This is a genomic window from Bradyrhizobium sp. WSM2793 (genome assembly GCF_000379585.1).
Classification (GTDB): Bacteria; Pseudomonadota; Alphaproteobacteria; order Rhizobiales; family Xanthobacteraceae; genus Bradyrhizobium.
The window spans coordinates 18,971-44,923 of the sequence record NZ_KB902778.1 but is presented as its reverse complement, the minus strand read 5'-3'; the positions used below and the strand labels follow the sequence as shown (position 1 = coordinate 44,923).

The window sequence follows — 25,953 nt, the reverse complement described above, 5'->3', positions numbered from 1 at the left end:
GTCGATCCCCAAGATCATCTCAAGCCGGGAACCAGTTGCGTGCGGGCAGGGACTGCACGATCGGTCCGGGGACCTGATCGTGCAGGCGCCCGACGACGTTGCCGCCTTCGATCTTGGCGGGACGGTCGTGCACCGGCAGCAGATAGCGCGAATTGCTCAGCAGCTTCTTGATCGAGGCCTTCTCGGCGCGCTTGCTGGTGCCGTGGTTGCCCGTCGTGCGCGGCTCCCAATCGTGGATCTCGTTGAAGGGCGTCACGATCTGGTCGTTGAAATCGTAGATCACGTCGCCGCAGATGGTCGCAATCCCGTCGGCCGTCTCGACGATGACGTTCATCGAGCCCTCCGTATGCGCATTGGCGGCGTCGCAATAGACGCCGGGCATCAGCTCGATCGGACCGGTGATCTCGAGGTCGAGGAAGCGCAGCGCGCTCTTGGTGTGCAGCCGGTCGATCAGGTGCTTGATGTCGGGCGCCGGATATTGCGGATGCATCAGGCCGGAGACGGAATATTCGAGCTCCTTGCGGTTGAGCACGACGGTCGTGTTCATCGGAAACAGATCGTCCTTGCCGGCATGGTCGATGTGCAGATGGGTGTGGCAGACGAAGCGGACGTCGCCCATGCGCACTCCGTGGCGCGCGAGCTGGTTCTCGATCATGTTCTCGTGGTACTGCAGGCCGCGCATGCCCAGCGTCTCCATGATCTGGTTGGAGCGGTAGCCGGTGTCGACCACGACCGGATATTTCCCCCCGAGGATCAGGAAGCCGAGGGTGAGGACGCGGCGGGTGCGACCGCAGTCGCGGCCGAGAACCAGAAAGCTCGATTCCAGCTCGATATCGCCATAGTCCAGGATCTTGATCTCCAGCGCCATTCGTTGCCCTCCCTCATCTGTCTCTTGTCTGTCAAAGCCGGTAGACGCGCGTCGCCGTCGTCCTGAAGATGGCGTCCTGCTGCTCCGCGCTGAACGGCGCCGCGGCCGTGCGAAAGGCGCCGACGAGCTCGCGATAGCTGGTCCACAATTTCTCGATCGGGAAATTGGAGCCGAACAGGCAGCGCTCGGCGCCGAAGATCGCGACGGTATCCGCGAGTACGGCAGCGATGTGTGCGGGATCGTTGCGATGGATGAAAGTGCCAAGCCCGGAGAGCTTTGAGACCACGTTCGGGCAGGCCGCGAGCCGGGCCATGCCGCCGCGCCAGGCGGCGCGGCCTGCCGGCGAGAGATCCTCCAGCATGCCGGCATGCTGAAGGATGAAGGTCACGTCGGGGCAGGCCTTGGCCAGCGCTGCGGCGTCCGGCATCTGCGGGGTGAACACCTGCAAATCGAAGCTCCAGCCATAATCGGCGAGACGCGCGACGTTGCGGCGGATCATCGGATCGGCGCAGAGATCCGCCCGGGCCGCAAAGCGGTACAGCGGGTTCTCGTGCCAGTGCAGCTGCATGCGCACGCCGCGCACCAGCTTGTAACGCTTCAGGCGATCGAGTTGCGGCCGGACGTCGTCGACGGCAAAATTGGCATAGGCGACGATCGCGTGCGGCCAGCCGTGTTCGTCGGCTGTCTCTTGCAGCCAGGCGGCCTCGTCCTCGAAGCGGTCATTGGCCCAGTTGGTCTGCACATAGACCGAGCGCGTGACGCCGGTACCCTTGAGGTCGTCGAAATATTCCTGGATCGGGTAGTCGCGCCGGATCGGTTCGTAAGGTCCGAAGATGCGCGGCTGCATGGGGCCGGTCAGCCAGGGCAGGTCGGCCTGCCGCCAGATGTGATGATGGCCGTCGACAATATCGGTCACGCCGCTCTCCTTCGTCCCAGCGCCAGAATATGCGCGACGATCGACGCGCTCGAACCGCCATCCACGAGGTCATCGACGAAGCGCTCGATGGCGACGAGCGCTTCGGTCTGCGGGCGGAAGCCGGGGCTTGTCGCCAGCGGCGTCAGCCAGCTCAAGCGCCAGGCCCGCCGCGACAATTTCGCGACGGCGTCGCGAAGTGCGTCGGTCTCACCGCGCTCGAGTCCATCGGAGACGATCACCACCGCGGCGCCGCGCGCATAGCCGCCGAAGCGGGGCACGGCGAGGAAGGCCTGGAGCGCGTCGCCGATGCGGGTGCCACCGTCCCAGTCGCTGACCAGGTGCGCGGCGGCGTTCATGGCCTGCTCGCGGCGCTTCAGCCGCAGCGGGCGGGTGATGCGGGTCAGCCGCGTGCCGAAGGTGAAGACCTCGACACCAGGCGCGGCCTGCAGCAGCGCATGCGCGAGCTTCATGTTCTCCTCGGTGCGACTCTTCATCGAGCCGGAGACGTCGATCAGCAGCAGCATCTTGCGCGGACGCTGGCGCCGCTTCATGTGACGGAGCCGCAGGATCTCGCCGTCGCTGCGGACAGAGTCGCGTAAAGTGCGGCGGAGATCGGCAAACGATCCGCGACGTGCGCGCATGCGGCGATGGCCGCGCCGTCGCGGCAGGCGGCGCGGGGCCTCGCGCGCCAGGCGGCGTAGGGCGTCGGCGGTTGAGGTCATCCGAAAGTGGCGCTCGACCAGCGCCTCGCTTCGGCTCGCGGCGAGGCCTGACTCGTTGGTCTCGTCGGAGAGCAGGGGCGCCTCGTCGCCGCGGCCCTCCTCCTGGAGGCGGACTGTCTCGTCATCCTCGCCCTCGTCGTCTCGTGCGATGGCCTCGCTGCCGCGGAAGTGGAGATCGAACAGCCGGTCGAAGGTCGCGCGGCGTTCGGGCGGCGGAGCCAGCGTCGCCAGGGCGGCCTGCCTGACGTGCTCGATGTCGCGCGGGCCGAGCAGCTCGATCGCGGCGAGGAACGTCGTGGTCTGCTCCGGCGCCACCGCAAAGCCGTTCGCGCGCAGTAGCGGGACGAACGCGACGAAGATGCGCGCGGCGCGCGGAAGCTGCGGCTCGGGGTTCATGCCGTCGCCTCCGCGAGCATGGCATCGAGCCGCGGCGAGATGAAATGCAGGTCCTCTTCGTCCTTCAGCGCCACGCCGATCGAGCGCTTGAACGCGTCCGGCCAGCGCGCGCCGCCCTTGTGCAGGAGCGTCGCGGCCTCGGCCCAATCGACGGCCTCGGCAATGCCGGGCGCCTTGCTCAGGGGCTCGCGCCGCAACTTCTCCACGGCTGCGACGACGGCACGTGCGGTGGCCTCGGCGACGCTGGACGCGCGCATCATGATGATCCGCGCCTCGCGCTCCGCGGTCGGATAGTCGATCCAGTGATAGACGCAGCGCCGGCGGAGGGCCTCATGCAGATCGCGCGTCCGGTTCGAGGTCAGCACGACCACGGGGCGTTCGGCCGCGCGCACCGTGCCGCGCTCGGGAATCGAGATCTGGAAGTCGGACAGGAACTCGAGCAGGAAGGCCTCGAACTCCTGGTCGGCGCGGTCGATTTCGTCGATCAGCAGCACGGTGGAATCGGGCGCGCGGAGCGCGGCCAGCATTGGCCGCTCGATCAGGAAGGTCTCGCCATAGATGTCGATGCTCTCGTCGCCGGCCTGGCGGATCGCCAGCATCTGGCGCGGATAATTCCACTCATAGAGTGCGGCGGAGGCGTCGATGCCCTCGTAGCATTGCAGGCGGATCAGGCGCCGGCCGAGCACGGCCGCGATCGCCTTGGCGGCCTCGGTCTTGCCGACGCCGGGCGCGCCCTCCAACAGCAGGGGCTTGCCGAGCGCGAGGCCGAGATAGGCTGATGTCGCAAGGCCTTCGTCGGCAAGGTAATAGGCCGCCCGAAGCGCTCTCTCCAGCGCCTCCGGACTGTCGATGCCGACGATGTTGCTGCGAACCGCCACGACCGATCCTCTAGCGCCGCGCCTGCGGCCGCGCGCCGCCCTGGGCCTTGATTGCGCGCAACACCTTTTCGGGCGTGATCGGCAGGTCGTCGATGCGTACGCCGACGGCGTTGAAGATCGCATTCGCGACGGCCGGCAGCACCGGATTGGCGCACATCTCGCCGGGACCTTTGGCGCCGAACGGACCGTCGGGAGCGGGCCGTTCCAGCACGGCGATATCGTGCGGGCAGATGTCGCCGGGGCCGGGCATCAGATATTCGACGAAGTCGCGCGGGCCGTGAACGGGATCGGGATAATAGGGCTCCGGGGTTTCGTAGAGCGCGTGGCTGACGCCCATCCAGGCGCCGCCGACCAGCTGCTGCTCGACCAGACGGGGGTTCAGCGCCCGACCGAGCTCATAGGCAGAGTCCATGCGCACCATCGCGACATCGCCGGTCTCGTCGTCGACCTCGACTTCCGCGACGAGACAGGCATGGGCGTAGCATGTGGCCGGCGACATCTCGCCGGTCTCCGGATCGACGTTGGAGAGCGGGACGAGAAAGATGCCGCGGCCCGAAATGGTCTTGCCCTGCTTGAACTGCGCGGCAATCGCGACATCCTTGGTCGAGATCGAGCGATGCGGCGCGCCCTTGACGTGGATATTGCCGCGGCCGTCGGTTTCGAGATCGGCGGCATTGACCTCGAGTTCCTCGGCTGCCGCCTCCATCATCACCCCGCGGGCCTCTCGCGCCGCGGCCATCACGGCGTTGCCGACCCGGTGGGTGCCGCGCGAAGCGAACGAGCCCATGCAATGCGGGCCGGTGTCGGAATCCGCCGTGTCGACATAGACGTCCTCGACCGGCACGCCCAGCGTCTCGGCGCAGATCTGCCGCGTCACCGACTTCATGCCCTGGCCGAGGTCGATCGACGACAGCGCCACCGTGAACTTGCCGCTGGGATTGGAGTGCACCAGGGCCTGGCTCGGGTCGCCGCCGAGATTCATGCCGATGGGATAGTTGATCGACGCCATGCCGCGTCCGCGATGCCTGGTCATGTCAGCGTCTCCTGGTGCCGAACACGGATGAGAACCGCGTCGCGCCATGCGATGGCGAGGCCGGGCGCGGCGGGGGAGGCGGCGGCGTCGGCGGAGGCGGCTCGCGCGGCGGTTCCCGCGTCGCGGTCACCGGCGCGCGGTCATAGCTCGTGCGCTGCTGTGCAGGCGCAGCCGGACGCACACGCGACTCCGTCGGTGTCGGCGGGATCGCGGCGCGGCTGCCGCCGCCGTCCTTGCGCGAGGAGGCGCGCCTGAAATCGTCGCGGATCGGCCATTTGGCCTTTTCGGCAGCGACCTGAACGCATTCGATCAGGGCGGTGTTCTTGGCCTCGCGCCGGTGCGCCTTCATGTCGCCGTCGCGATAGGCATTGAGAATGCGAAACTCCATCGGGTCCATGCCGACGAGGTTTGCGAGCTTGTCCATCTGGCATTCGATCGCAAAGTCCATCGCGGTGACGCCGAAGCCGCGCATCGCGGTCGCGGGCGTGCGATTGGTGAAGACGCAATAGACGTCGCCATAGACGTTCGGGATGGTGTAGGGGCCCGGCAGATGCGCGGCGCATTTCACGGCGGCGTAGCTCGACAGCCGCGTATAGGCGCCGCTGTCGAAAAACGCGCGGATCTTGCGCGCGACGATGCGGCCGTCGCGCATGACGCCGTCCTTTATGTAAATGCGTTCAGCACCGCGCGGCGGGCCGTACTGCATCTCCTCCTCACGGCCGAACACGTAGCGGACCGGCCGTCCCGTCAGCATGGCGCCGAGGATGGCGAGCGGCTCGGTCAAGGTGTCGACCTTGCCGCCGAAGCCGCCGCCGACGGTGCCGCCGATGAAGTGGAACGTGTTGGAGGGCACGTCCAGAATCTTGGCGCAGGTATCGACCGAGAAGAACAGCGCCTGGGTCGAGGTGTAGACGACGTAACGGCCATTGGTGTCGGGTGCCGCAATGGCGCCGTTGGTCTCGGTGGGCGCGTGCTCGATCGGAGACATCTGGTAGCGCTGCTCCAGCACGTGGTCGGCGCTCGCGAGCGCCGCGTCGGCATCGCCGAAGCGCAGGCGCTGGTGATCGTAGACGTCGTGATAGATGAAGGCATTCTTCGGATAGGTCTCGTTGACCACGGGTGCGCCGGGCTTCAGCGCATCCTCGACGTCGAACACAGCCGGGAGTGGCTCGTAGTCGACCTTGACCTTTGCGATGGCCTCGAACGCCTCGCGCTCGCTGTCGGCGACGATGGCGAGGATCGGCTCGCCCTTGTAGCGGACCTTGTCGACCGCCAGCGACGGCTCGTCATCCTTGCCGAAGTTGATCAGGCTGAGAAGCGTGTTGAGATTGACCGGCACGTCGGTGCCGCGAATGATCCGGCGAACGCCGGCCGAACGTTCGGCCTCGGTGGTATCGATGCGACGGATCCTTGCATGGGCCTGCGTCGAGCGTACGACCTTCAGGTGCAGCATGCCCTGCAGCTTGTGATCGTTGAAGTAGCTCGACGTGCCCGTGACATGGCCGAGCATGTCCTGACGCTGGGTGCCCTTGCCGATTTCTTTTAAGTTATCGTCGCGCTCGTCAGCGAAGATATCTTTGCGCAGTTCCAGCATGGTCGCGTTCCCTTACGCGCTGACCCGGCCGCCGGCGGCGGCGAGGATGGCATTGATGATCGGCTCATAGCCGGTGCAGCGGCAGATGTTGCCGGAGATCGCCTCAATGACCTCGTCGCGGCTCGGCGAGGGATTGCGGTCGAGCAGCGCCTTGGCGGCCATCAGCATGCCTGGGGTGCAATAGCCGCACTGGGCCGCGAAATGGTCGGCGAAGGCGCGCTGCAGCGGGTGCAGGTTCGGGCCCTGCTTCATGCCGTCGAGCGTCTCGATGGAACGGCCGGCTACCGTCTCCGCCAGCGTCAGGCAGGAGAGATGAAGCTCGCCATCGATGAGCACGCTGCAGGTGCCGCAGCCGCCCTGGCCACAGCCGAATTTTGGCGTCATGTCGCCGATCAGCTCGCGCAGCGCCACCAGGAGATTGGTGCCGCCGTCGACGAAGATCGCGACATCGCGGCCGTTGTGACGAAACTGCAGGGGGATTTTTGACATGGCGATCTATTCCTGGCCTGACAGCAGGCGCCGCAGATGGACGCCGACGATCTCGCGGCGATACCAGGCGCTGCCGAGCGCGTTGTCGAAAGGCGATGTTCCCTCGGTCGCCGCGGATGCGGCGGCCGCGATGGTCGCGGCATCGAGCGAGCGGCCCTCCAGCGCGCGCTCGGCGGCACGGGCGCGGATCTGGGTCGGCGCCATCGATCCCAGCGCGATCCGGGCGCCCGCAATCCGTCCGCCGCTGATCGGCAGATGCGCCGCGAGTGTGACGACCGAGCCGCCCTTCGGCTTGATGCGCGCGATCTTGCGGTAGCGGAACGCGTCGCTGCTCGCCGGCCGGGTGCAGGAGACCGACAGCACCAGGGTTCCGGCCTGCCGTTCGCGCGCCTGCAGGAACTCTTCGATCGGGATATCGCGCGCGCCAAAGCCGCCCGCGACGGCGACGGTCGCGTCGAGCGCCAACAGCGCCACGGTGAAATCGCCGTAAGGACTCGGCGCGAAAAGATTGCCGCCGACCGTGCCCATGTTGCGCACGGCGGGACCCCCGATCGAACGGGCGGGCGCGTGCAGGAAGGCAAGGTCCCGTTCGGCAAGGATGCGCGCGAAGGTGACGCCGGCGCCGAGCGTGATGCGCGGCCCCGACGCGTCGATCCGGGTCAGCGCCTGGTCCTGGGCGCGGACCACGGTCGAGATCGCGACATCGCCTTCGTTCAGCGCGCGCATCACCAGCGTGCCGCCGCCGAGATACCGCGCGGTGCGGTCCGAGGACAGCGCCCCCGCCGCCTCGCTGGCGCTTGCAAACGTCTTCACTGTCACGGCCATGACTATGCGGCCTCCCTCAGATGCCGGCGGATTGCCTCGAACCCGGCCTGGTAAATGTCTTCCGCGACCATGTGGGTGATGCGGTCGCGATCTTCCGGCTTGGTGGTGAAGCGGGACTCCCAGTGCCAGAAGGTGCGGTCGCCGTCGGTGACCGGCAGCAGCCGGACATGGGCGACGTAGTTGAACATCGGCACCGGCGTATCGAGCAGGCAATAGCTGAAGGACTGTTCCAGGTCCGACAGTGCCAGCAATTGCTCGCGCAGCTCGGAGCCGTCGTTGAGCTTGAACCGCCTGATGCAACCGATCTTGTCGGAAGACTGCGCGCGCTCGATCGAGGACGTCGCGACAACCGGATGCCAACGATCGTGTCCGTTGAAATCGCGCAGCACGGTCCACACCGCATCGGTCGGTGCGTCCAGGATCGTGCTCTTGACGATATGCGGCACGGTCAGCCTCCGAAAACGCGCTTGAGCGCATCAAATCCGCCCTGGAACACGCCGCCGCCGATATTGCTGACGAGCTCGGTCTCGCGCTCCGGCGCGCAATCGAATTCGGCGGTCCATTCCATGAAGGTCTGGTCGCCGTCGGTGACGGGGGTCAGCCGCAGGGTTGCGACATAGTTCTCGACGCCCATCGGAGATTCCAGGATCGAATAGGTGCAGAACATGTCGTAGTCGGAGAGGCCGAGCAGCTTCTCGCGGATGCGGTCGCCGTTGCGCAGGCGGAAATCCCTGACGCAGCCGATCTTGTCGGCGGGCTCGCCGCCCTCGATGCGGCTTTCGGCGATGGCCGGATGCCAGTTCGGCAGGCCGTTGAAATCGCGCACCCGCGCCCAGACGCGGTCGTTGCGGGCATTGACGACAGTGGAGACGTAAACGCGGGCCATGGCGCGACCTCAGCTCTTCTTCCGCGGCCCGCGCTCCGCCGGCGGCTCGCCGCCCTCGGCCGCGGGCGGGGCGGCCGCCGGCTTGTCGCCGCCACCTCCGCCACCACCGCTCTTGCGGGCGGAGTCCTTGATGCCCTGCATGTCGCGGGCTTCGCGGATCAGGCCCGGCATCTTGGCGAGGCTGCCGCCTTCGACGCCGATGTCGGACAGGATGGAATCGATCAGCGGCGCTTGGACGCGATAGCGTAGCGCCGAGTCGATGACCTCGTCGGTGGCGCTGCGGCCGCCATTGCCACCATGGCCGTTGCCGTTGAGGCCGTCGACCTGGAGGATGCGGATGCCCTCGATCTTCTCCATCGGCTTGACGCTCTCGCGGACGATGCCCTCGATCCGGTCGAGCAGCTTGCGGCGGAACAGCGAGTAGCGCGCCTGATCGGTCAGCACGTTCTCGGCCTCGTTCAGCATCCGCTGCGCTTCCGCCTCGACGGCCGCGCGAACGCGCTCAGCTTCCGCGGCGATCCGGGTCTCCTCGGCCTGTTTCTCGGCGAGCAGCACCTCGACCGTCTTGCGCCGTTTGGCGATCTCGCTCTCGCGCGCGGTGATGACGCGCTCGGTGGCTTCGGTCGCGCGCATCCGCGCTTCCTCGGCGGCAGCGCGGGCCGCGGACTCTTCCAGCGATTTCTGATGGATGGCGATGGCCTTTTCCATCAGCACAGTCTCGACGTCCTTTTCGCGGTTGACCTCGAGCTTGCGTAGCTCGCGCTCACGGCCGACGCGGGCCTCGTCGAGGCCGCGATCGGAGGCGATGCGGGCGCGCTCGACTTCCTCGCGGGAGGCGATCTCGGCTTCCTGCAGGGACTGCACGCGGGCGACCTCGAGCTGCTCGATGGCGCGGCGGCGCTCGATGCGGGCGGCCTCCAGCGCCTGCTCGCGCGAGACGTCGGTGGTCTCGACCTCCTTGCGCGCGACGATCTCGGCCTGCCGGACCTGGCGGTCGGCGTCGATCCGCTCGGACTTCTTGGTCGACAGCGCGATGACGCGGTCTTCGTCGGCGATCTCGATCGCCTTCTTCTGCTCGATGTTGAGCACTTCGCGCTTCTTGGAGGAGTTGATGCGCTCGGCCTCGAGCGCCAGGTCGACCGTGATGCGCTGGCGCTCGATGGCGTCGCGCCGCTTCAGCTCGGCCGCCTCCAGCACGCCGGTGCGCTCGATTTCGAGCGAACGGGTGTCGCGCTCGGCCTGGATCCGCTCGGCCGCGACCGCCTTCTCCTGGGCGATGCGGGCCGCCTCGATCGCCTCGCGCGAGGCGATGTCGGCCTCCTCGACGGCGCGGTTGCGGGCGATCTCCAGCGAGCGCACGCGCTCCTCCTGAGCGATCCGGCTGGCCTCCGTGGTCTCGCGCGCGGCGATGCCGGCGACGTCGAGCGCCTGGTTGCGCTCGATCTCCAGCTGCCGCGTGTTCTGCTCGGCGGCGATGCGTTCGGCGGCGAGCGTCCGCTCCCGGGCGATGCGGGCGGCCTCGACCGCGCGCTGGGCCTCGATCTCGGCCTCCTGGATGGTGCGCACCTGCTGGATCTCCAGCGCGCGGGTGCGCTCGTCGGAAGAGATGCGCTCGACATTGACGATCAGCGTCTGGGCGATGCGGGCTTTCTCGGTCGCCTCACGGGCAGCGATCTCGGCCTCGTCGACGGCACGCGTGCGCTCGATCTCGCGGCGCCTGGTTTCCTCCTCGTTGGCGATGCGGGCGTCGGTGACGACGCGGTCCTGCTGGATCCGCGCCTTCTCGATGGCTTCGCGGGCGGCGATCTCGGCTTCCTCGACCGTCCGCATCCGCTCGATCTCGCGCTGACGCACGTCGCGCTCGGATGCGATGCGGGTGGTGTCGATCGAGCGCTGGTTGGCGATCCTGGTCTTCTCGATCTCCTCGCGCGCCAGCAGCTCCTTCTCCTCGATGGTGCGGGTCCGCTCGATCTCCTTCTGGCGGGTTTCGCGCTCCGAGGCGATGCGGGCTTCCGCGATCGCCTGGTCGTTGGCGATGCGGGCGCGCTCGATGGCTTCGCGCGCGGAGATCTGCGCCTGCTCGGCCTCGGTCTCGCGCAGCGCCCGTTCGCGGGCCACTTCCGTGCGCTGAAGCGCACGGCGCATCTCGATGTCGCGTTCCTGCTCCAGGCGTGCTGTCTCGCTCTCGCGCTCGATCTCCAGCGCCTGCCGCTCGGCCTCCAGATTGCGCGCGCGGATCTTGATCATCGAATCCTGCTCGATGTCGTTGCGCAGCTTCCGCTTGGCCTCGATGTCCTGCATCAGCTGGGTCAGGCCTTCGGCGTCGAACCGGTTCGACGGGTTGAAGAATTCGAGATCGGTCTGGTCGAGATCGGTGATGGCGACCGATTCCAGCTCGAGGCCGTTCTGAGCGAGGGCCTCTGCCGCGTTGGTCTTGACCCGCACGACATAGTCGCCGCGCCGCTCGTGCATCTCCTCCATGGTCATCTCGGAGGCGACCGAACGGATCGCGGAGATGAACTTGCCGGCCAGCAGCGCATGGAGCTGCCCGGGCTCCATGGTGCGGCGGCCGAGCGTGGCAGCCGCGATCGAGACGGCCTCGCGGGTCGGCTGCACCCGGACATAGAAATCGGCTTCGATGTCGACGCGCATGCGGTCGCGGGTGATCACGGCGTCCTGCCTGGAGCGGACGATGCCCATCGGCAGCACGTTCATGTTGACGGGCGTGTAATCGTGGATGAACGGCAGCACGAAGGCGCCGCCATTGATCACCACGCGCTCACCGAGGAAGCCGGTCCGGACGAACGAGGTCTCCTTGGAGGAGCGATGGTAGAGCCAGTTCACAATATAGACGCCGACCACGATCACGACGACCGCGACGATCAGCCAGAGGATCAATTCACCGACCAACATCCCCGACATCTTTTCCTCCCTCGAACCTTCAGGCGTTACCGCGCGCCGATCGCCTTGAATTGACGTACCTGCTCCGTCAGCGCCCGCTCCACGGGAAGCCGCTCCATCGAGGAGGCCCCGTAGAAGCCGTGGCAATGGCGGGTGTTCTTCATGATGAAATCGGCATCGGCGGGATCAGCGATCGGGCCGCCATGCGCCAGCACCAGGATATCCGGGTTGACGCTGAGCGCGGCGGAGGCCCAGGTGTCGATCTGCGCCGGACAATCCTTCAGCCTCAACGCGGTCTGCGCGCCGATCGACCCGCCGGTCGTCAGCCCCATGTGGCAGACGACGATGTCGGCGCCGGCGATCGCCATCGCGGCCGCTTCCTTCTCGCTGAACACATAGGGCGTCGTCAGCATGTCCTTGTCGTGGGCCTTGGCGATCATGTCGATCTCGAGCGCGTAGGACATCCCGGTCTCTTCGAGATTAGCTCGGAACGTGCCGTCGATCAGGCCGACGGTCGGAAAGTTCTGCACCCCGGCAAATCCGAGCGCCTTCAGCTGGTCGAGAAACGCGTCCATGTCGCGGAACGGATCGGTGCCGTTGACGCCCGCGAGCACCGGCGTCTTCGTGACTACGGGCAGCACCTCGCCGGCCATGTCCAGCACGATGGCGTTGGCGTCGCCGTAAGCCATCAGGCCCGCGAGCGAGCCGCGCCCGGCCATGCGGTAGCGTCCGGAATTGTAGATCACGATGAGATCGACGCCGCCGGCCTCCTCGCATTTGGCTGACAGCCCGGTGCCGGCGCCGCCGCCGACGATCGGCTCGCCGCGCTTCGCCATCTCGCGGAACCGCCTCAGGAGTGCTGCGCGTTCAAACCTTGGCATCGCTCACCTCGCTAGTCTCCGCCGCGTGCCGGTGCGGCCGAACAGGGTTCGGAACGCACCGACGATGGCGGCGGCGAAGTCGGGATCGTTGATGTTCTTGGGCGTGCGGATGAGCTGCCGATTGCCGGTCTGCCGCACGGTGCGCTCCAGCGTGCGGAACAGCGCGGCATCGGCGTCCGGATCCCAGAACGGCTGGCCCCGCGCATCGAGTGCGGAGACGCCGCCCTCGGGCAGGAAGAAGCGCACCGGGCCGTCCATCTGGTTGAGGCGCTCGCCGATCCACCGGCCGATGCGCTCGTTCTCTTCCACGCTCGTCCGCATCAACGTCACCTGCGGATTGTGGACGTGGAATTTGCGGCCGCGATAGCGCTCGGGAATGGTGTCGGGCGCGCCGAAATTGACCATGTCGAGTGCGCCGACCGAGCCGACATAGGGGATACGCGTGCGGATGATCGCACCGAAGCGATCCTCGGTTGCCGGAAACACGCCGCCCATCAGAAGATCGCAGACCTCCGTCGTGGTGAGGTCGATGACGCCGGCGAGCTGGCCGGATTCGACGAGTTTCTCCATGGAGCGGCCGCCGACGCCGGTGGCATGGAAGACCAGGCACTCGAAATCGTCGCGCAGATCGGCGGCGATCTTCTGCACCGCCGGCGTCGTCACGCCGAACATGGTGATGCCGACCGCAGGCAGGCCGCCGGCCTCCCGCGCCGTCGCGGCCCGCACATCCAGCCGCGCCTTGACCATGCCGGCGAGCGCATTGGCACCGTTGGCGAGCACCGCGCGCGAGATCGAGTTCAGCCCCTGCACGTCGGTGACCGAGTGCATCATCGTGATGTCGGCCGGACCGACATAGGGCCCCACATCGCCGGCGGCGACGGAGGAGATGATCAGCTTCGGCACGCCGACGGGAAGCGCGCGCATGCCCGGGGCAACCAGCGACGCCGCGCCCGAGCCGCCGGCCGAGATCACGCCGGCGACATTGCCCTGGCGCCGCAGCCAGCTGGCGAACGCGTCGGCCATCGCGGTCACGGCAGCGCCGCGGTCGGGGCCGAACACCGCGGCACCGCCGCGGCCGTGGTTGAGCGCGATCTCCTGCGCGGAGACATCGCAGCTGGAATGCTTGCCACTGGTCGAGACGTCGACCAGCCGCGTGCGCAGGCCGGTTTCGGCGATGATGTCGCGGATGAAGCGCAGCTCGAGGCCCTTGGTGTCGAGCGTGCCGACGACCAGCACGACGGGCGGGCCGGCGGTCTGCGCCGCCAGCGGCTCGCGCTTGCGCCGCGCGGTCTCGTCGAGCCGCGCGACCTGGGTCGAGAGTGTGCGCGCCGCCGCCTCGATGCGGGCGATCGGCACCGGCTGCGACCATCGCGTCGGCAGCGTTGGGTTGGAGACGTAGATGCGGATCGGCCCGTCGCGGCGCGGCGCCGGCACCGGTTTTGTGTCCGGGCCGGACACTGAGATCTCGAGATCCGGCTCGAGCTCGGCGTGGAGCCCGACGCCGAGCAGGCGCTGCTGGAGCTCGCGGTCGGCGGCGAGCCGCGCGGAGTCGATGATGCGATTGATGCGGCCATTGACCATGATCGCGACGTTGCGCGAGATCGCGGTGGCGACGCCGATGTTCTGCTCGATCACCAGCACGGACATGTCGCCGTCCTCACCGAGCCGCAGCAGCATCTCCTCGACCTGCGCCACGATGACGGGCGCAAGCCCCTCGGTCGGCTCGTCCATGATCAACAGATGCGGATTGGTGAGCAGCGCGCGCGAGATCGCCAGCATCTGCTGCTCGCCGCCGGAGAGCTGGCCGCCGCCGTGGTCCCTACGCTCGGCGAGGCGCGGGAAGGTGTCGTAGATGCGCTCGACGGTCCAGGCGCCGGAGCGCATGCCGCCGGCCAGCCGCAGATGCTCGTCGACGCTGAGCGAGCGCCACAGGCGGCGGCCCTGCGGCACGTAGCCGACGCCGAGCCGCGCAATCTGGGCGGAAGGCCGCCGCGTGATGTCCTCGCCGCGAACACGGATCGATCCGCCGCTGACGCCGACCAGTCCCATGATCGCCTTGCACAGCGTGGTCTTGCCCATGCCGTTGCGGCCGACGACGGAGAACACGCCGCTCTCCAGCGTCAGGTCGACGCCCTGCAGGGCGTGCGAGTGACCGTAATAGACGTCGAGCCCGCGGACCTCGAGCGCGGCGGCGGAGCGGCGGGCCTCATTCATGGCCGCCTCCGAGATAAAGCTCCTGAACCTCGGGGTCGGACTGGATCTCTTCCGGCAGGCCCTCCTTGAAGATGCGGCCGTTGTGCATCATCGTGACGCTCTCGACGACGCGCAAGGCGACGTCCATGTCGTGCTCGATGATGATGTAGCCGATATGCGCCGGCAGCGAGGTCAGGATCTCGATCAGCTCGGCCCGTTCGGTCGGCGACAGGCCCGCGGCCGGCTCGTCGAACAGGACGAAGCGCGGGGCGCCGGCGAGCGCGAGCGCGATCTCGAGCTGGCGCTGCTGGCCGTGCGCGAGCTCGGCGACGCGCTGGTCCTTCACGGCGGCCAGATGCACGGCCTGGACGAGGTTGTCGGCCGCATGCATCAGGGCATCGTTCTGTCCCGGACGCAGAAACGAGAAGCGCCCGCGCGAGACGCCGCGGCAGGCGAGATAGACATTGTCCTGCACGGTGAGGCCGGGGAACAACGCTGAGATCTGGTAGGTCCGGCGCAGCCCGCGGCGGATGCGTTCATAGGGCGGGAAGTGGGTGACGTCCTCGCCGAAGAAGCGGATGGTGCCGGAGGAGGGCGCGAAGTCGCCGGTGATGCAGTTGAACAGCGTGGTCTTGCCTGCGCCGTTGGAGCCGAGCACGGCGCGGCGTTCGCCGGGCCGCACGGTGATGGTGACGTCGGTCAGCGCCGCGAGCGCGCCAAACAGCCTTGTCACGCCGCGCAGCTCCAGCGCGGCACCGGCGCCGACGGCCGAGAGGCGCTGCGCGACGCTATCCATGACCGCGTCCTCCGCTTTGGCGGTCGGTGCGGGAGCGTTGGCTCTGGCGCCAGCGCTGCCATAGGCCGATGACGCCGTCCGAGGACCAGAACACGATGGCGAGGAACCCGAGCCCGATCAGCAGCCGGAAGCGGTTGCCGTCGAGGCCGAGCCTGACCAGGAAGTCGAGCGCGAAGGTGCGCAGCAGCACGAAGATCAGCGCGCCGATGAAGGGGCCGATCGGACGCGTGATGCCGCCGACGACGGCGATGATCAGCACGTCGATGCAGGCCCCGACGCTGACCGAGCCCGGCGAGATCTGGCGGTAGTTCCAGACCTGGAGCACGCCGGCAAGTGCGGCCACGAAGGAGGCGAAGGCATAGGCGGCGACACGGTGCGCATTGACGTTGAAGCCGAGCGCCGCCATGCGGCGCGGATTGTCGCGTACGCCCTGCAGCGCAAGGCCGAAGGGGGCACGCGAGATATATTCGACCGCGAAATAGCAGAGCGCGGCAACCGCGAGCACGACATAATAGAAGGGAATGTCGGCGCGCCAGTTCACGCCCCAGAAGTGCGGCGTGGCCACGGTGTTGATGCCGGTATGGCCGTTGAAGATCGCCCAGTTCTGGTTGGTGAAATAATAGAAGGCAGCTCCAATCGCGAGCGTGATCATGATGGTGTAGATGCCTTCGGTGCGCACCGCGAGCGCACCGCCGAGCGTGCCGAAGGCGGTCGCCAGCGCCAGCGCCATGGGCACCGCGAGCCACCACGGCCAGCCCAGGCTGATATTGGCGTTGCCGCTGACGCCGAACACGGCGACCATGTAGGCCGAGAAACCCGCGATCGTGAGCTGCATCAGGCTGACCATGCCGCCATAGCCGGCGAGGAACATCAGGCTGAGCGCCATGATGCCGAGGATCAGCGTGGTCGCGAAGATCTCGATCAGGAAGAAGCCGCTCGCGATCAGCGGCATGATCAGGAGAATGATCGCGACGATCCAGGCGGCGGGATTGTTGATCTCCGGCCATGTCCGCGCGGGGCGCTGCGCGACATCGGCGGGACGAACGGCAATGCGGGCATCGTGGGTGAGCGACATGTCAGCGCCTCGCCAACAGGCCTTGCGGCCGGATCGCCAGCACCAGCACCATGATCAGGAAGGTCACGACGATGGCATAGGTCGGGATGTAGACCGAGCCGAGCTGCTCGGCGAGGCCGATGATCAGCGCGCCCAGCGCCGCGCCGGGGATCGAGCCCATGCCGCCCACGATCACGACGACGAGGGAGGCGAGCAGGAAGCGGATGTCCTCGCCCGGGGATAATGACTGGAAGGTGCCGCCGACGACGCCGGCAATGCCCGCAAGTCCCGCACCGAACGCGAACACCGCCACGAAAACGAGCTGGATGCGCACCCCGGTCGCGGCGAGGATATCGCGGTCGTCGACGCCAGCGCGGATGATCATGCCGGCGCGGGTGCGATTGAGCGCGAGCCACATCACCACGCCGATCACGACGGAGGCGGCGAAGATCACCAGCCGCACCAGGGGATACCGGAGATAGACCGGCTCGCCCGATGATTTGATCGCCGTGACCAGCGGCAGCTCGATGGGGCCGATCAGCCAGTTCGGCGTCTGGATCTGGTAGAAGTCGCCGCCACAGGCCCAAAGCATGAGATCGGCGAACACGATCGAGAGCCCGATCGTCACCATGGTCTGCCTGAGGTCCTGGCCCTCCATCCGGCGGAATACGATCAACTGGAGCAGGACACCGACCAGGGCGGTGAGGATGAAGGCGACGATGAAGCTGAGCAGCCAGGAGCCGGTCGCCGTGCTGATGGCGTAGCCGACATAGCCGCCGAACAGATAGAGCGAGCCGTGCGCGAGGTTGACGTTGCGCATCAGGCCGAAGATCAGCGTGAATCCGCTGGCGACGAGGAAGTAGAGTCCGCCGAGCGTGATGCCGTTGAAGACCGCGTTGAGGAAGACGCGCTTGCGGCCGATGGCCTCTTCGAGGCCGGGCGGCCAGACCGCGAAGACCAGCCAGAGCGCGACGGCAATGGCAATGATCGAGATCAGCGCCCAGGCCGGGTGGCGTTCGACAAAGCGGCTCATGTGCGCCACCCGCTTGGCCAGGGCGCATCCCGAAGGCCCACCAAATACAGGTCAGGCAGCCTTGCGCCGGCCGCTAGCCTCGCCATGAACGTGCGCTCCCGTCGGTCGCGACCCTCTTTCGGGATCGCGTTGCCCGCATCCTAGCGGGGCTGCGAGGACGACGTTTGATTGTGAGTATCTTTTCGTGGCCCGCTCAGGCGCGCAAAATCTTGGCCGCGCGACGATAATCGGTCGGGGCCATTCCCACATTGGCGGCGAAGAAGCGGGTGAAGCCGCTCTGCGACGAGAAGCCGAGATCGAAGCCGATATCGGCGATCGGCGTCTCGCTCGCCACCAGCGCTTCGAGCGCATGTTCCATGATCAGCGTGTTGAGATAAAGGTTCGGCGTCACGCCGGTCTGGACGCGGAACAGCCGGTAGAAATGCGGTCGCGACAGTCCTGATTCCCGCGCGATCGTATCGAGCTCGATCTCGGCGCCGGGGCTCTCCGACATCATCTTGATGCATTTGCGCACGCGGAAATCGGTGACGGAGCCGTTTGCGCGTGGATCGCGCGCGATCTCCGCCTGCTGCCAGCTTTCGTCGTAACAGATGTCGATCAGCCGCCGCAGCTCGGAATCCAGGCTGGAGAGTGATGGTGCGCCGCACACGAGCGCGGCCGTCCGCCTGATGTGCTTGTCCAGCGCCGGCGTGCGCCGGAACTGGGTGCGGCCGAAACGCATCCGGTGGGTGCCGGAGGCATCAGGCGCAAACCATTCGGCGTTGACATAGAGCACGAAGAAGATCGCGCCGCCGTCGAGATCGGCGGGCAGGAAATTGTGCGGCTCCCAGGGATTGACCGCGACGACGGACGTCTCGTTGAGATCGTGGTGTCCGTCGGAGACGTCGATGCATGCGGGCATGCCGCCAACATGGAAGATCAGATGACCTTCACGATGGGCGTGAATATTGAAAGGGCGGTTCAACTGATAAACCGTCGCCCGGCCGAACCGGCCGTGGAAGACGGCGAGCGCACGGCTCATGCCTTCCCCTCCCGAATGTTCTTGTCTTTTCGCTCAGCGTTCAACAACGCCGACGAGATTGCAAGAGCGGAGAGCGACCGCGTCAGCAAGTCGCTCCCCGGGTTGCGCATCGCAGGGGTGATGCGTCAGTATTTCTTACATTCCGGCACGGTGCGGCTCGGCAGCCCGATCTTGGAGAATACGGCCGGGTCGTAGCCGAGTGTCTGGTTCACGTTTGGGATCACCTTCACGACCTTGCTGAACAGCGCGCCCTTGCCGTCGTCGACCACCTCGGTGACGAAGTTGGTGCCGATCGCTTGGCGGTTGGAGTCGAGCTTGATCTTGCCGTTCGGCGCATCGATCTCGATCTTGGCGAGGGCTTCCTTGTACTTGGCCTGGTTGTTGGAGAGATCGCCATTGACCTGACGCAGCGCCAGGATCAGCGCCATGGTCGAGTCATAATAGTTGGTGGCGAGCAGCGACGGGCTCGGGAAGCGTTTGTTGGGCGGGAAAGCGTCCTGATAGGCCTTCACGAATTTCTGCCAGCCCGGATCCTCCCAGGTATCGGCCTGGCCGCTCGCCGCGATGGTGCCGACCAGGGCGTTCTTGGCGTTGCCCTTCGACGACAGGATGGTCTGGTCGATCATGATGGAACCGCCCATCAGATGCGCCTTGCCGCCGGCCTGCTGGTACTGGTTGAGGAAGTTGACGGCATCGGCGCCGCCAAGCCCGAGATAGATCGCGTCGACATCGTCCGGCAGTGCGGCGATCACCGAGGCGAAATCCTTGGTGCCGAGCGGCACCCATTGCCGGTTGGTGACCTGTCCGCCGGCGCCGCAGAACTCGAGCACGAGGCCGAATACCTGCGTGTAGATGAACGAATAGTCCTCGCCCACGGTTGCGATCTTGCGATACTTCTTTTCCTCATAGGCATATTTGCCGAGGCCGACCTGCCACTGCGCGCCGTCCATGTTGTAGCGGAAGAAGTTCGGGGCGGGATCGACATAGGTCGTTTCCTGCGCGCCGGAGGCCGCGTTGATGAAGGTCAGCTCGGGATGGGTTTTCGCAAAGTTCTTCACCGCGATGCCCTCGTCGCCGGAGAGCGGCGAGAGCAGGATCTGCACCTTGTCCTGCTCGATCAGCTTGCGCACGGCGCGTACCGCGCTGTCCGGCGTCGCGTCGGTCGAGGCGACGATGAATTCGAGTTCCTTGTCGCCGACCTTCTTGCCAAGGACGTTGAGGGCCGTCTGGTGGCCGCGCATGCCGTCCTCGCCGAGCACCGTGTACGTGCCTTCGAGGGTTGCGGTCACGCCCACCTTGATTTTTTCCTGGGCGATCGCTGCGCTTGAAAGAAACAAGCTGCTCAGCGCGAGCAGTCCCACACTGCATTTCGACATTGTGCTCCTCCCTGTGTGTCGTCTTTTGTCGCCGCGTGGCTCTCCGCCCGCGGCTTTGATGGGAAAGCTAACCGAAGTCGGATGCGGTGCATGCGTTGGCGCCCCCTTTGGTTTGACGGGCAGTCTCATTTTTGAATGGTGCGGCGCAAATGGTTTCGCGGTGCAACAGACGGTCACAGGAACGCTTCCGGCGGGGCTCCGTTAGCGGAGCAAATTGCTGGAGTTGTCCATGATCGAATACCCCAAGCCGCCTTATCCTTCGCAACAGCAGCCGATGCCCGGTTCGACGCGTGCGATGAATCCACGTCCCGATCATGGCGAGGAGAGTTACAAGGGCGCCGGACGCCTGGCCGGGAAAAAGGCGCTGATCACCGGAGGCGACAGCGGAATCGGCCGCGCGGTTGCGATCGCCTATGCCCGAGAGGGCGCCGACATCGTCATCTCCTATTTGAACGAGGACGAGGATGCAGCCGAGGTCAAGGCGCTGGTGGAGCAGGCCGGACGCAAGGTCGTCCTGATTCCCGGCGACATCAGCAATCCCGAGCACTGCCGCGGCATCGTGCGTCGCACCGTCGACGAGCTCGGCGGCATCGATATCGTCGTCAACAATGCGGCCCATCAGGCCACGTTCAAGGACATCGCCGACATCAGCGACGAGGAGTGGCAGCGTACGTTCGCGACCAACATCCACGCCATGTTCTATCTGACCAAGGCTGCGGTCCCTCATATGAAGCCGGGAGCTGCGATCATCAACACGGCGTCGGTGAACTCGGACATGCCCAACCCGACGCTGCTGGCCTATGCCACGACCAAGGGCGCCATCCAGAATTTCACGGGTGGGCTGGCGCAGATGCTCGCCGAGAAGGGCATTCGGGTCAACGCCGTCGCTCCAGGTCCGATCTGGACGCCGCTGATCCCGTCGACGATGTCGGAGGAAAGGGTCAAGAATTTCGGCAAGCAGGTCCCGATGCAGCGCGCCGGCCAGCCGGCCGAGCTCGCAACCGCCTACGTCATGCTGGCCGATCCGCTCTCGAGCTACACGTCGGGGGCCACGTTGGCCGTCACCGGCGGGAAGCCGTTCATCTGATTGGATGCGCCTCGTCAGCGTCTGCGACGTTGAGAGCAGCGCAAGAACCGTGGCGGCGCCGGAGGCCGGGCCCCCACGTCCTGGCCAGCAGATCGATCAGGCGGCGTTGGACGCCTTGGCGTTGACTCCCTTGCGGAGCGCCACCGTGTTCAGCTTGGTGTTGGCCGCCTTCTCTTCGTTCAAATTGGTCGTGAGGAAGCGCACGATGTCGTCGTGGCCGAGCTCTTCCGCCCAGGCGATCAACGTGCCGTAGCGGCAAATCTCGTAGTGCTCCACGGCCTGCGCGTTGGCCACGATCGCGGCATCGAGCACCGCCTTGTCCTCGATCTCGCCGGCGGTCGCGTCGGCTTCCTCGATCAGGCCGTCAATGGCCGGACACTGCGTGCCGCTGGGCTCCTTGCCGAGCTTGGCGAACACCTTGTCGAGCCGTTCGACCTGCTTGTTGGTCTCGTCCAGATGAGCCTTCAGGCCGGCGGCGAGATCCCTGTTGGTCGCCTTGTCGATCATCTTCGGCAGCGCCTTCAGGATCTGCTGCTCCGCGTAATAGATGTCCTGCAGCCCGTGCAGCAGCAGGTCTTCCATCGATTTGATGTCCTTAGTGAAGAATCCCATAAAAGACGCCTCCTTTTCACAATGATGACACTGGAACGCTGCGCGGCCGCAGCTGTTCCATTCCCGTGTGCAGATCGGGAGAGCCGAATGAGCGATGGAATTGATCATCTTGCAGGCCTGCTCGGACGTGCGGCGATGGACGTGTGGGGCGACATGCCTCGCGACATCCAGGAAGCGCTGTTCGAGTCCGCCATGAAGGGACGCGAGAGCGAGCGCGAGGAGCTCGCACGGCTGCTGCACGAGCGCCATCCGCGCACGCTTCATCCGGCCCGGCCGGGATGATGCAGCGGGTGGAACGATCGTACGCGCCGCTGATTGGTAAACTGAGTGACGCGTCGCCGAATGGTTCGCATGGGGCCGCGGGAGGCGCATCGCTCGACCGTTGGAAAATTTGTGAGTCGATCGCCGTGACTGAGGTAAACATCGGAAAATGGTACGACCCGATCTCGGAACGGTGGATCGTGCCGCGTGAAGCGCGCGCCATCGCCGGCTATGGTCGGTCCGGCGCCGAGAAGGTGCCGGAAAGCCACGAGAGACGCGAGGCGCAGCGGATCTGGGAGCTGTTGGTGGATTGCTGCGCAGGGGAGTGATGCCGAGCCTCAGGCGGATTTGGGCCGAAGCCAAACTGTCGTGGTCCCCCCTTTAATCGAATAGTTGTGGTCAGATCGATCCCGGGCGCTCCGCGGCACCTTTGAAACCGCTGAGCCTTTCGTTCCTCGCGGTGCGGCCGATAGCTCCGGGCTTGGGCGAACGCCTCCTGCAACGACCTCTGGCATCGCGGGGCAGCCCAGCGTTTCCGTCATCGCTGATCTCGACGACCTCACGATCGGATCGGTATATTACCACCCCGATTACCAGGCCGGACGCCGGAACAAGGATCACGCGATGGACGATACTATTGGCTTTCCCGATCCCGGTCTCGACCTGTCGGATGGCTTCAAGCCGCACACCTCGCATTGGGGCGTGTTTTCCGCGCGTCAGGGCGCGGCCGGGCTTGAGGTCAGGGCCTATGCGGGCGACCCCGATCCGAACGGCATCATCGACAATTTCCCTGGTGCTCTCCGCCATCAGGCGCGCATATCCCAGCCGGCGATCCGCCGCGGCTGGCTCGAGCGCGGGCCGGGTCCCGACGATCGCCGCGGCCGCGACGAATTCGTCTCCGTGAGCTGGGAGAAGGCGCTTGACCTGCTCGGCGACGAGCTGTCGCGCATCCGCGATACAAGCGGGCCTGGCGCTGTGTTCGGCGGTTCCTATGGCTGGTCGAGCGCCGGCCGCTTTCATCACGCCCAGAGCCAGGTGCATCGCTTCCTCAACATCGCGATGGGCGGCTATGTGCGCTCGGTGAACTCCTATTCCTCCGGCGCGTCCTCGGTGCTGCTGCCGCAAATCCTCGCCGGCTACGAGGACATCACCAAGCGCAACGTCACCTGGGAGCAGATCGCCGATCACACCGACATCGTGCTGGCCTTCGGCGGCATGGCGCTGAAGAACTCGATGGTGGCCGGCGGCTCGATCAGCAAGCATGTCGAGCGCGGCGCCATGGCGGCGGCCCGCAGGCGCGGCTGCGAGTTCATCCTGGTCAGCCCGCTTCGCGAAGACCTGCCCGTCGAGGCCGGCGCGGAGTGGATGACCTGCGTGCCGAGCACCGACACCGCCTTGATGCTCGGCCTCGTCCACACGCTGGTCAGCGAAGGCCTGCACGACCAGGCCTTCCTCGATCGTTACACGGAGGGATGGCCGGTCTTCCTGCGCTATCTCACCGGCGAGAGCGACGGGCAGGCAAAGCATGCCGAGTGGGCCGCCGCGATCTCAGGCGTCGAGGCGGAGACGATCCGCAAGCTGGCGCGCCGGCTCGCCGGAAAGCGCGCACTGATCACCGTCTCTCATTCGCTGCAGCGCGCCGAGCATGGCGAGCAGCCGGTATGGATGGGCATGGTGCTGGCGGCGGCGCTCGGCCAGATCGGCCTTCCCGGCGGCGGCTACGCCTATTCGCTCGGAGCGATCGGCTATTACGGCCGCCGCGTCAACGACGTGCCGGGGCCGACGCTGGGGCAGGGCCGCAACGGCGTCGCCGATTTCATTCCGGTGGCGCGCATCGCTGACATGCTGCTCAAGCCGGGCAGCACCTATCGCTACAATGGCGAGACGCGGACCTATCCGGACATCCGCATGGTCTACTGGGCCGGCGGCAACCCCTTCCATCATCACCAGGACATCAATCGCCTGCGCAAGGCATTTGCGAAACTCGATACGTTTGTCGTGCATGAGCTTGCCTGGACCGCCACCGCCCGTCATGCCGACATCGTGCTGCCGTCGACGATGACGCTCGAGCGCGAGGACATCGGCTATTCCAGCAACGACCCCCTCATGGTGGCCATGCACCGGATCGCCGAGCCGTTCGGGCTTTCGCGCGACGACTACGGCATCTTTGCCGATCTCGCCGATCGTTTGGGGGCCCGCGAGCCCTTCACCGAGGGACGCACCTCGCGGCAATGGCTCGAGCATCTCTACGAGCCGACCCGCGCCTCGCTCGCCAAGCGTGGCCTGGAAGCCCCTCACTTCGACGAGTTCTGGGCGCGCGGCAGCCTGGTCGTTCCGCAGCAGCCCGATGACGGCGGACGGCTGCGCCGCTTCCGTGAAGATCCGGTCAATCACGCGCTGCCGACGCCGAGCGGGCGCATCGAGATTTTCTCGCAGAAGATCGCCGGCCATGGTGATGCGGATTGTCCGGGGCATCCGGTCTGGCTCGACAAGACCGACATGCCCAGGCCCGGGGCGCCGTGCTTCCTCGTCGCCAACCAGCCGGTGACGCGGCTGCACAGCCAGCTCGACTTCGGCGGGCATTCGCTTGGCTCGAAACATCGCGGCCGCGAGGTCGCACGGATGAACCCGCGCGATGCGGACGCGCGCGGCATCAAGGACGGCGACATCATCCGGCTGTTCAACGATCGCGGTGCGTGCCTTGCCGCGGTCCACCTCACCGAGGGCATCGCGCCCGGCGTGGTGCAGCTTCCGACCGGCGCCTGGTACGATCCGATGGATCCGGAAGACGAGGCGCCGCTCTGCGTTCACGGCAATCCGAACGTGCTCACCCGCGACATCGGGACCTCGTCGTTCGCGCAAGGCTGCACCGGGCAGCTGACGGTGGTCGAGGTGGAGAAGTTCACCGGTAATCTGCCGCCGATCCGCGCGTTCGATCCGGTGTAGGGTGTCGTAGCCCGGATGGAGCGCAGCGTTGCGCCAAGAAAATGGGGCCGTCCTGTGTGGGAGCAGGGACGGCCCCGAGAGGCTCGCCGGCCCCGGGAGGAGGAGGGCGCGAGCCGCCGGATGCCTAGGCCGCGGCGCTGGCGGTCCAACCAATCTGCGGGGAAGGACGACGCCGCGGCGGCGCTTCGACCTCGAGCCGCTCACCCCTGCTGGCGAGGCGCCAGCGCGCCGGTGATTGACCGCTGATGCGTTTGAACACGGTCGAGAAATGCGCCTGCGTGCTGAAGCCCACGGCAAGCGCGATCTCCGCCAATGGCCGCTCGGTGCTTGCAAGCAGCGTCTTCGCCTGCTCGGTGCGATGATTGAGCAGATATTCGCGGGGACGGTAACCGGTCGCGGCGCGGAATTGTGCCGCAAAGTGCATCCGGGACAGGCCGGCGACATTGGCAAGCTCGGACAGGCTGATGCCGCGGTGGAAATGATCGGCGATATATTGCTCGACACGCCGCAGCCGCCATTTCGGCAAGGCATTGACCCTGGCGCGCGGCAACTCGATCCGGGTGAGATGCATCGCCAGGGTCTGGCCGATGCACTGTGTGAAATGCCGGTCTGCGGCATCACTTTGCTCGATCAGCGCCTTGGCAAGCTCGGCGGCGAGCGGATCGCGCAGCAGCACGAGGTCATTGAGCCCGTCGGCCGCAACGACATGGGCCGGAAGATGATCCGTGGAGATGTAGACGTGGAGGAAGGCGCATGGCGACTGGAATTGCACGCCGAGAGATTTCGACGGAGCGGTGACATAGAGCGTCCCCGCCGGCATGGTGCCGTCGAAAATGATCTGGCGGTCCCGTGTCAGCTTCGCGCGCGTGGTCTTCAGGGCGATGCCGATGAAATAGCGATCGTCCGGCGTCGTCGTTTCGTGCGACGAGCTGCTCCGCGAGTCCTCCCATCGCGAGATCGTGATGTCCTGGATCGCGTCGTCCACAGTGCGATCGATCTGACGCCAGTGGCTCTCCCTGGCGATCACCTGCGTCGGGCGAAGCACCTCGTGATCCCGCGAGTCGGCCGGAAAATCGATCCAGGCATGGGCCGCGTGCAAATTGTTCGACATCGCTCGTCCTCTCCTGGCTTTGCCGCGGTTTGCAACGACCGGCAAAACGCGCAAACCCAATGCTGTCCATGCTC

The 25,953-nt window shown here is 66.5% G+C and carries 24 protein-coding genes; 4 read left to right on the top strand and 20 right to left on the bottom strand.

Annotated elements, in window-relative coordinates; all coding sequences use genetic code 11:
• Positions 1-19: 19 nt before the first annotated feature.
• The 18 genes from A3AS_RS0113310 to A3AS_RS0113225 form a co-directional block, all read right to left on the bottom strand.
• On the bottom strand, positions 20-868 hold the full coding sequence (locus A3AS_RS0113310) for an N-acyl homoserine lactonase family protein (RefSeq protein ID WP_018318076.1): 849 nt from the start codon (positions 866-868) through the stop codon (positions 20-22).
• 31 nt (positions 869-899) lie between these two features.
• The gene (locus A3AS_RS0113305) at positions 900-1,784 is read right to left on the bottom strand and encodes an amidohydrolase (protein ID WP_018318075.1); all 885 of its coding nucleotides are present in this window, start codon (positions 1,782-1,784) and stop codon (positions 900-902) included.
• Positions 1,781-2,902 carry a VWA domain-containing protein gene (locus tag A3AS_RS0113300; RefSeq protein ID WP_018318074.1) on the bottom strand — a complete coding sequence of 374 codons (1,122 nt, stop codon included), beginning with the start codon at positions 2,900-2,902 and terminating at the stop codon, positions 1,781-1,783. Before A3AS_RS0113300 ends, A3AS_RS0113305 begins: the two co-directional genes overlap by 4 nt.
• Complete coding sequence (locus A3AS_RS0113295) at positions 2,899-3,780, bottom strand: MoxR family ATPase (protein ID WP_018318073.1); 882 nt, start codon at positions 3,778-3,780, stop codon at positions 2,899-2,901. The genes A3AS_RS0113300 and A3AS_RS0113295 overlap by 4 nt, the downstream gene beginning before the upstream one ends.
• A gap of 10 nt (positions 3,781-3,790) precedes the next feature.
• Positions 3,791-4,813 (bottom strand): xanthine dehydrogenase family protein molybdopterin-binding subunit, encoded by a 1,023-nt coding sequence (locus tag A3AS_RS0113290; RefSeq protein ID WP_018318072.1) that lies wholly within the window; start codon positions 4,811-4,813, stop codon positions 3,791-3,793.
• Position 4,814: 1 nt separating this feature from the next.
• Positions 4,815-6,407, bottom strand: a complete 1,593-nt coding sequence (locus tag A3AS_RS0113285; RefSeq protein WP_018318071.1) for a xanthine dehydrogenase family protein molybdopterin-binding subunit — start codon at positions 6,405-6,407, stop codon at positions 4,815-4,817.
• A gap of 12 nt (positions 6,408-6,419) precedes the next feature.
• Complete coding sequence (locus A3AS_RS0113280) at positions 6,420-6,896, bottom strand: (2Fe-2S)-binding protein (protein ID WP_018318070.1); 477 nt, start codon at positions 6,894-6,896, stop codon at positions 6,420-6,422.
• A gap of 6 nt (positions 6,897-6,902) precedes the next feature.
• Complete coding sequence (locus tag A3AS_RS0113275; protein WP_018318069.1) at positions 6,903-7,721, bottom strand: xanthine dehydrogenase family protein subunit M; 819 nt, start codon at positions 7,719-7,721, stop codon at positions 6,903-6,905.
• A gap of 2 nt (positions 7,722-7,723) precedes the next feature.
• Positions 7,724-8,167: an SRPBCC family protein gene (locus A3AS_RS0113270; RefSeq protein WP_018318068.1), complete on the bottom strand. Its 444-nt coding sequence runs from the start codon at positions 8,165-8,167 to the stop codon at positions 7,724-7,726.
• A gap of 2 nt (positions 8,168-8,169) precedes the next feature.
• Positions 8,170-8,607, bottom strand: coding sequence for an SRPBCC family protein (locus A3AS_RS0113265; RefSeq protein ID WP_018318067.1), 438 nt, complete (start codon positions 8,605-8,607; stop codon positions 8,170-8,172).
• A gap of 9 nt (positions 8,608-8,616) precedes the next feature.
• Complete coding sequence (locus tag A3AS_RS0113260) at positions 8,617-11,529, bottom strand: flotillin family protein (protein WP_018318066.1); 2,913 nt, start codon at positions 11,527-11,529, stop codon at positions 8,617-8,619.
• A gap of 26 nt (positions 11,530-11,555) precedes the next feature.
• Positions 11,556-12,389, bottom strand: coding sequence for a phosphoenolpyruvate hydrolase family protein (locus A3AS_RS0113255; RefSeq protein WP_018318065.1), 834 nt, complete (start codon positions 12,387-12,389; stop codon positions 11,556-11,558).
• Positions 12,390-12,392: 3 nt separating this feature from the next.
• The gene (locus A3AS_RS0113250; RefSeq protein ID WP_018318064.1) at positions 12,393-14,603 is read right to left on the bottom strand and encodes an ABC transporter permease; all 2,211 of its coding nucleotides are present in this window, start codon (positions 14,601-14,603) and stop codon (positions 12,393-12,395) included.
• Complete coding sequence (locus tag A3AS_RS0113245; RefSeq protein WP_018318063.1) at positions 14,596-15,378, bottom strand: ABC transporter ATP-binding protein; 783 nt, start codon at positions 15,376-15,378, stop codon at positions 14,596-14,598. Before A3AS_RS0113245 ends, A3AS_RS0113250 begins: the two co-directional genes overlap by 8 nt.
• Complete coding sequence (locus tag A3AS_RS0113240; RefSeq protein ID WP_018318062.1) at positions 15,371-16,453, bottom strand: branched-chain amino acid ABC transporter permease; 1,083 nt, start codon at positions 16,451-16,453, stop codon at positions 15,371-15,373. The genes A3AS_RS0113245 and A3AS_RS0113240 overlap by 8 nt, the downstream gene beginning before the upstream one ends.
• A gap of 1 nt (position 16,454) precedes the next feature.
• On the bottom strand, positions 16,455-17,465 hold the full coding sequence (locus A3AS_RS0113235; protein WP_018318061.1) for a branched-chain amino acid ABC transporter permease: 1,011 nt from the start codon (positions 17,463-17,465) through the stop codon (positions 16,455-16,457).
• 193 nt (positions 17,466-17,658) lie between these two features.
• Entirely contained in the window at positions 17,659-18,486 is an 828-nt protein-coding gene (locus tag A3AS_RS0113230; protein WP_018318060.1) for an AraC family transcriptional regulator, read from the bottom strand.
• A gap of 125 nt (positions 18,487-18,611) precedes the next feature.
• A complete protein-coding gene (locus A3AS_RS0113225; RefSeq protein ID WP_018318059.1) occupies positions 18,612-19,862 on the bottom strand; it encodes an ABC transporter substrate-binding protein in 1,251 nt (416 codons plus the stop codon).
• Positions 19,863-20,091: 229 nt separating this feature from the next.
• Between A3AS_RS0113225 and A3AS_RS0113220 the strand changes: the two genes are divergently transcribed.
• Positions 20,092-20,949 carry an SDR family oxidoreductase gene (locus A3AS_RS0113220; protein ID WP_018318058.1) on the top strand — a complete coding sequence of 286 codons (858 nt, stop codon included), beginning with the start codon at positions 20,092-20,094 and terminating at the stop codon, positions 20,947-20,949.
• Positions 20,950-21,045: 96 nt separating this feature from the next.
• Here A3AS_RS0113220 and A3AS_RS0113215 read toward each other — a convergent pair whose 3' ends face one another.
• A complete protein-coding gene (locus A3AS_RS0113215; RefSeq protein ID WP_018318057.1) occupies positions 21,046-21,561 on the bottom strand; it encodes a ferritin-like domain-containing protein in 516 nt (171 codons plus the stop codon).
• An 87-nt stretch (positions 21,562-21,648) separates the two neighbouring features.
• Here A3AS_RS0113215 and A3AS_RS0113210 point away from each other — a divergent pair, with 87 nt between their 5' ends.
• The 3 genes from A3AS_RS0113210 to A3AS_RS0113200 all read left to right on the top strand — a co-directional run bounded on the left by A3AS_RS0113210 (position 21,649) and on the right by A3AS_RS0113200 (position 24,768).
• The gene (locus A3AS_RS0113210; RefSeq protein ID WP_018318056.1) at positions 21,649-21,843 is read left to right on the top strand and encodes a hypothetical protein; all 195 of its coding nucleotides are present in this window, start codon (positions 21,649-21,651) and stop codon (positions 21,841-21,843) included.
• Complete coding sequence (locus A3AS_RS49010; RefSeq protein ID WP_018318055.1) at positions 21,840-22,151, top strand: hypothetical protein; 312 nt, start codon at positions 21,840-21,842, stop codon at positions 22,149-22,151. Before A3AS_RS0113210 ends, A3AS_RS49010 begins: the two co-directional genes overlap by 4 nt.
• A 295-nt stretch (positions 22,152-22,446) precedes the next feature.
• Positions 22,447-24,768 (top strand): molybdopterin guanine dinucleotide-containing S/N-oxide reductase, encoded by a 2,322-nt coding sequence (locus tag A3AS_RS0113200; protein ID WP_018318054.1) that lies wholly within the window; start codon positions 22,447-22,449, stop codon positions 24,766-24,768.
• A 124-nt stretch (positions 24,769-24,892) separates the two neighbouring features.
• Here the strand turns inward: A3AS_RS0113200 and A3AS_RS0113195 are convergent, their stop codons facing one another.
• Positions 24,893-25,879: a helix-turn-helix domain-containing protein gene (locus A3AS_RS0113195; RefSeq protein ID WP_018318053.1), complete on the bottom strand. Its 987-nt coding sequence runs from the start codon at positions 25,877-25,879 to the stop codon at positions 24,893-24,895.
• Positions 25,880-25,953 lie beyond the last annotated feature (74 nt).

What these genes read in the sequence shown, in the direction of transcription:
- A3AS_RS0113230 (WP_018318060.1), bottom strand. Translation starts at nt 18,486, where the DNA reads ATGAGCCGTGCGCTCGCCGTCTTCCACGGCCGGTTCGGCCGGGCGACG.
- A3AS_RS0113300 (WP_018318074.1), bottom strand. Translation starts at nt 2,902, where the DNA reads ATGAACCCCGAGCCGCAGCTTCCGCGCGCCGCGCGCATCTTCGTCGCG.
- A3AS_RS0113240 (WP_018318062.1), bottom strand. Translation starts at nt 16,453, where the DNA reads ATGTCGCTCACCCACGATGCCCGCATTGCCGTTCGTCCCGCCGATGTC.
- A3AS_RS49010 (WP_018318055.1), top strand. Translation starts at nt 21,840, where the DNA reads ATGATGCAGCGGGTGGAACGATCGTACGCGCCGCTGATTGGTAAACTG.
- A3AS_RS0113245 (WP_018318063.1), bottom strand. Translation starts at nt 15,378, where the DNA reads ATGGATAGCGTCGCGCAGCGCCTCTCGGCCGTCGGCGCCGGTGCCGCG.
- A3AS_RS0113220 (WP_018318058.1), top strand. Translation starts at nt 20,092, where the DNA reads ATGATCGAATACCCCAAGCCGCCTTATCCTTCGCAACAGCAGCCGATG.
- A3AS_RS0113250 (WP_018318064.1), bottom strand. Translation starts at nt 14,603, where the DNA reads ATGAATGAGGCCCGCCGCTCCGCCGCCGCGCTCGAGGTCCGCGGGCTC.
- A3AS_RS0113225 (WP_018318059.1), bottom strand. Translation starts at nt 19,862, where the DNA reads ATGTCGAAATGCAGTGTGGGACTGCTCGCGCTGAGCAGCTTGTTTCTT.
- A3AS_RS0113265 (WP_018318067.1), bottom strand. Translation starts at nt 8,607, where the DNA reads ATGGCCCGCGTTTACGTCTCCACTGTCGTCAATGCCCGCAACGACCGC.
- A3AS_RS0113235 (WP_018318061.1), bottom strand. Translation starts at nt 17,465, where the DNA reads ATGAGCCGCTTTGTCGAACGCCACCCGGCCTGGGCGCTGATCTCGATC.
- A3AS_RS0113275 (WP_018318069.1), bottom strand. Translation starts at nt 7,721, where the DNA reads ATGGCCGTGACAGTGAAGACGTTTGCAAGCGCCAGCGAGGCGGCGGGG.
- A3AS_RS0113260 (WP_018318066.1), bottom strand. Translation starts at nt 11,529, where the DNA reads ATGTCGGGGATGTTGGTCGGTGAATTGATCCTCTGGCTGATCGTCGCG.
- A3AS_RS0113285 (WP_018318071.1), bottom strand. Translation starts at nt 6,407, where the DNA reads ATGCTGGAACTGCGCAAAGATATCTTCGCTGACGAGCGCGACGATAAC.
- A3AS_RS0113290 (WP_018318072.1), bottom strand. Translation starts at nt 4,813, where the DNA reads ATGACCAGGCATCGCGGACGCGGCATGGCGTCGATCAACTATCCCATC.
- A3AS_RS0113215 (WP_018318057.1), bottom strand. Translation starts at nt 21,561, where the DNA reads ATGGGATTCTTCACTAAGGACATCAAATCGATGGAAGACCTGCTGCTG.
- A3AS_RS0113210 (WP_018318056.1), top strand. Translation starts at nt 21,649, where the DNA reads ATGAGCGATGGAATTGATCATCTTGCAGGCCTGCTCGGACGTGCGGCG.
- A3AS_RS0113280 (WP_018318070.1), bottom strand. Translation starts at nt 6,896, where the DNA reads ATGTCAAAAATCCCCCTGCAGTTTCGTCACAACGGCCGCGATGTCGCG.
- A3AS_RS0113195 (WP_018318053.1), bottom strand. Translation starts at nt 25,879, where the DNA reads ATGTCGAACAATTTGCACGCGGCCCATGCCTGGATCGATTTTCCGGCC.
- A3AS_RS0113200 (WP_018318054.1), top strand. Translation starts at nt 22,447, where the DNA reads ATGGACGATACTATTGGCTTTCCCGATCCCGGTCTCGACCTGTCGGAT.
- A3AS_RS0113310 (WP_018318076.1), bottom strand. Translation starts at nt 868, where the DNA reads ATGGCGCTGGAGATCAAGATCCTGGACTATGGCGATATCGAGCTGGAA.
- A3AS_RS0113255 (WP_018318065.1), bottom strand. Translation starts at nt 12,389, where the DNA reads ATGCCAAGGTTTGAACGCGCAGCACTCCTGAGGCGGTTCCGCGAGATG.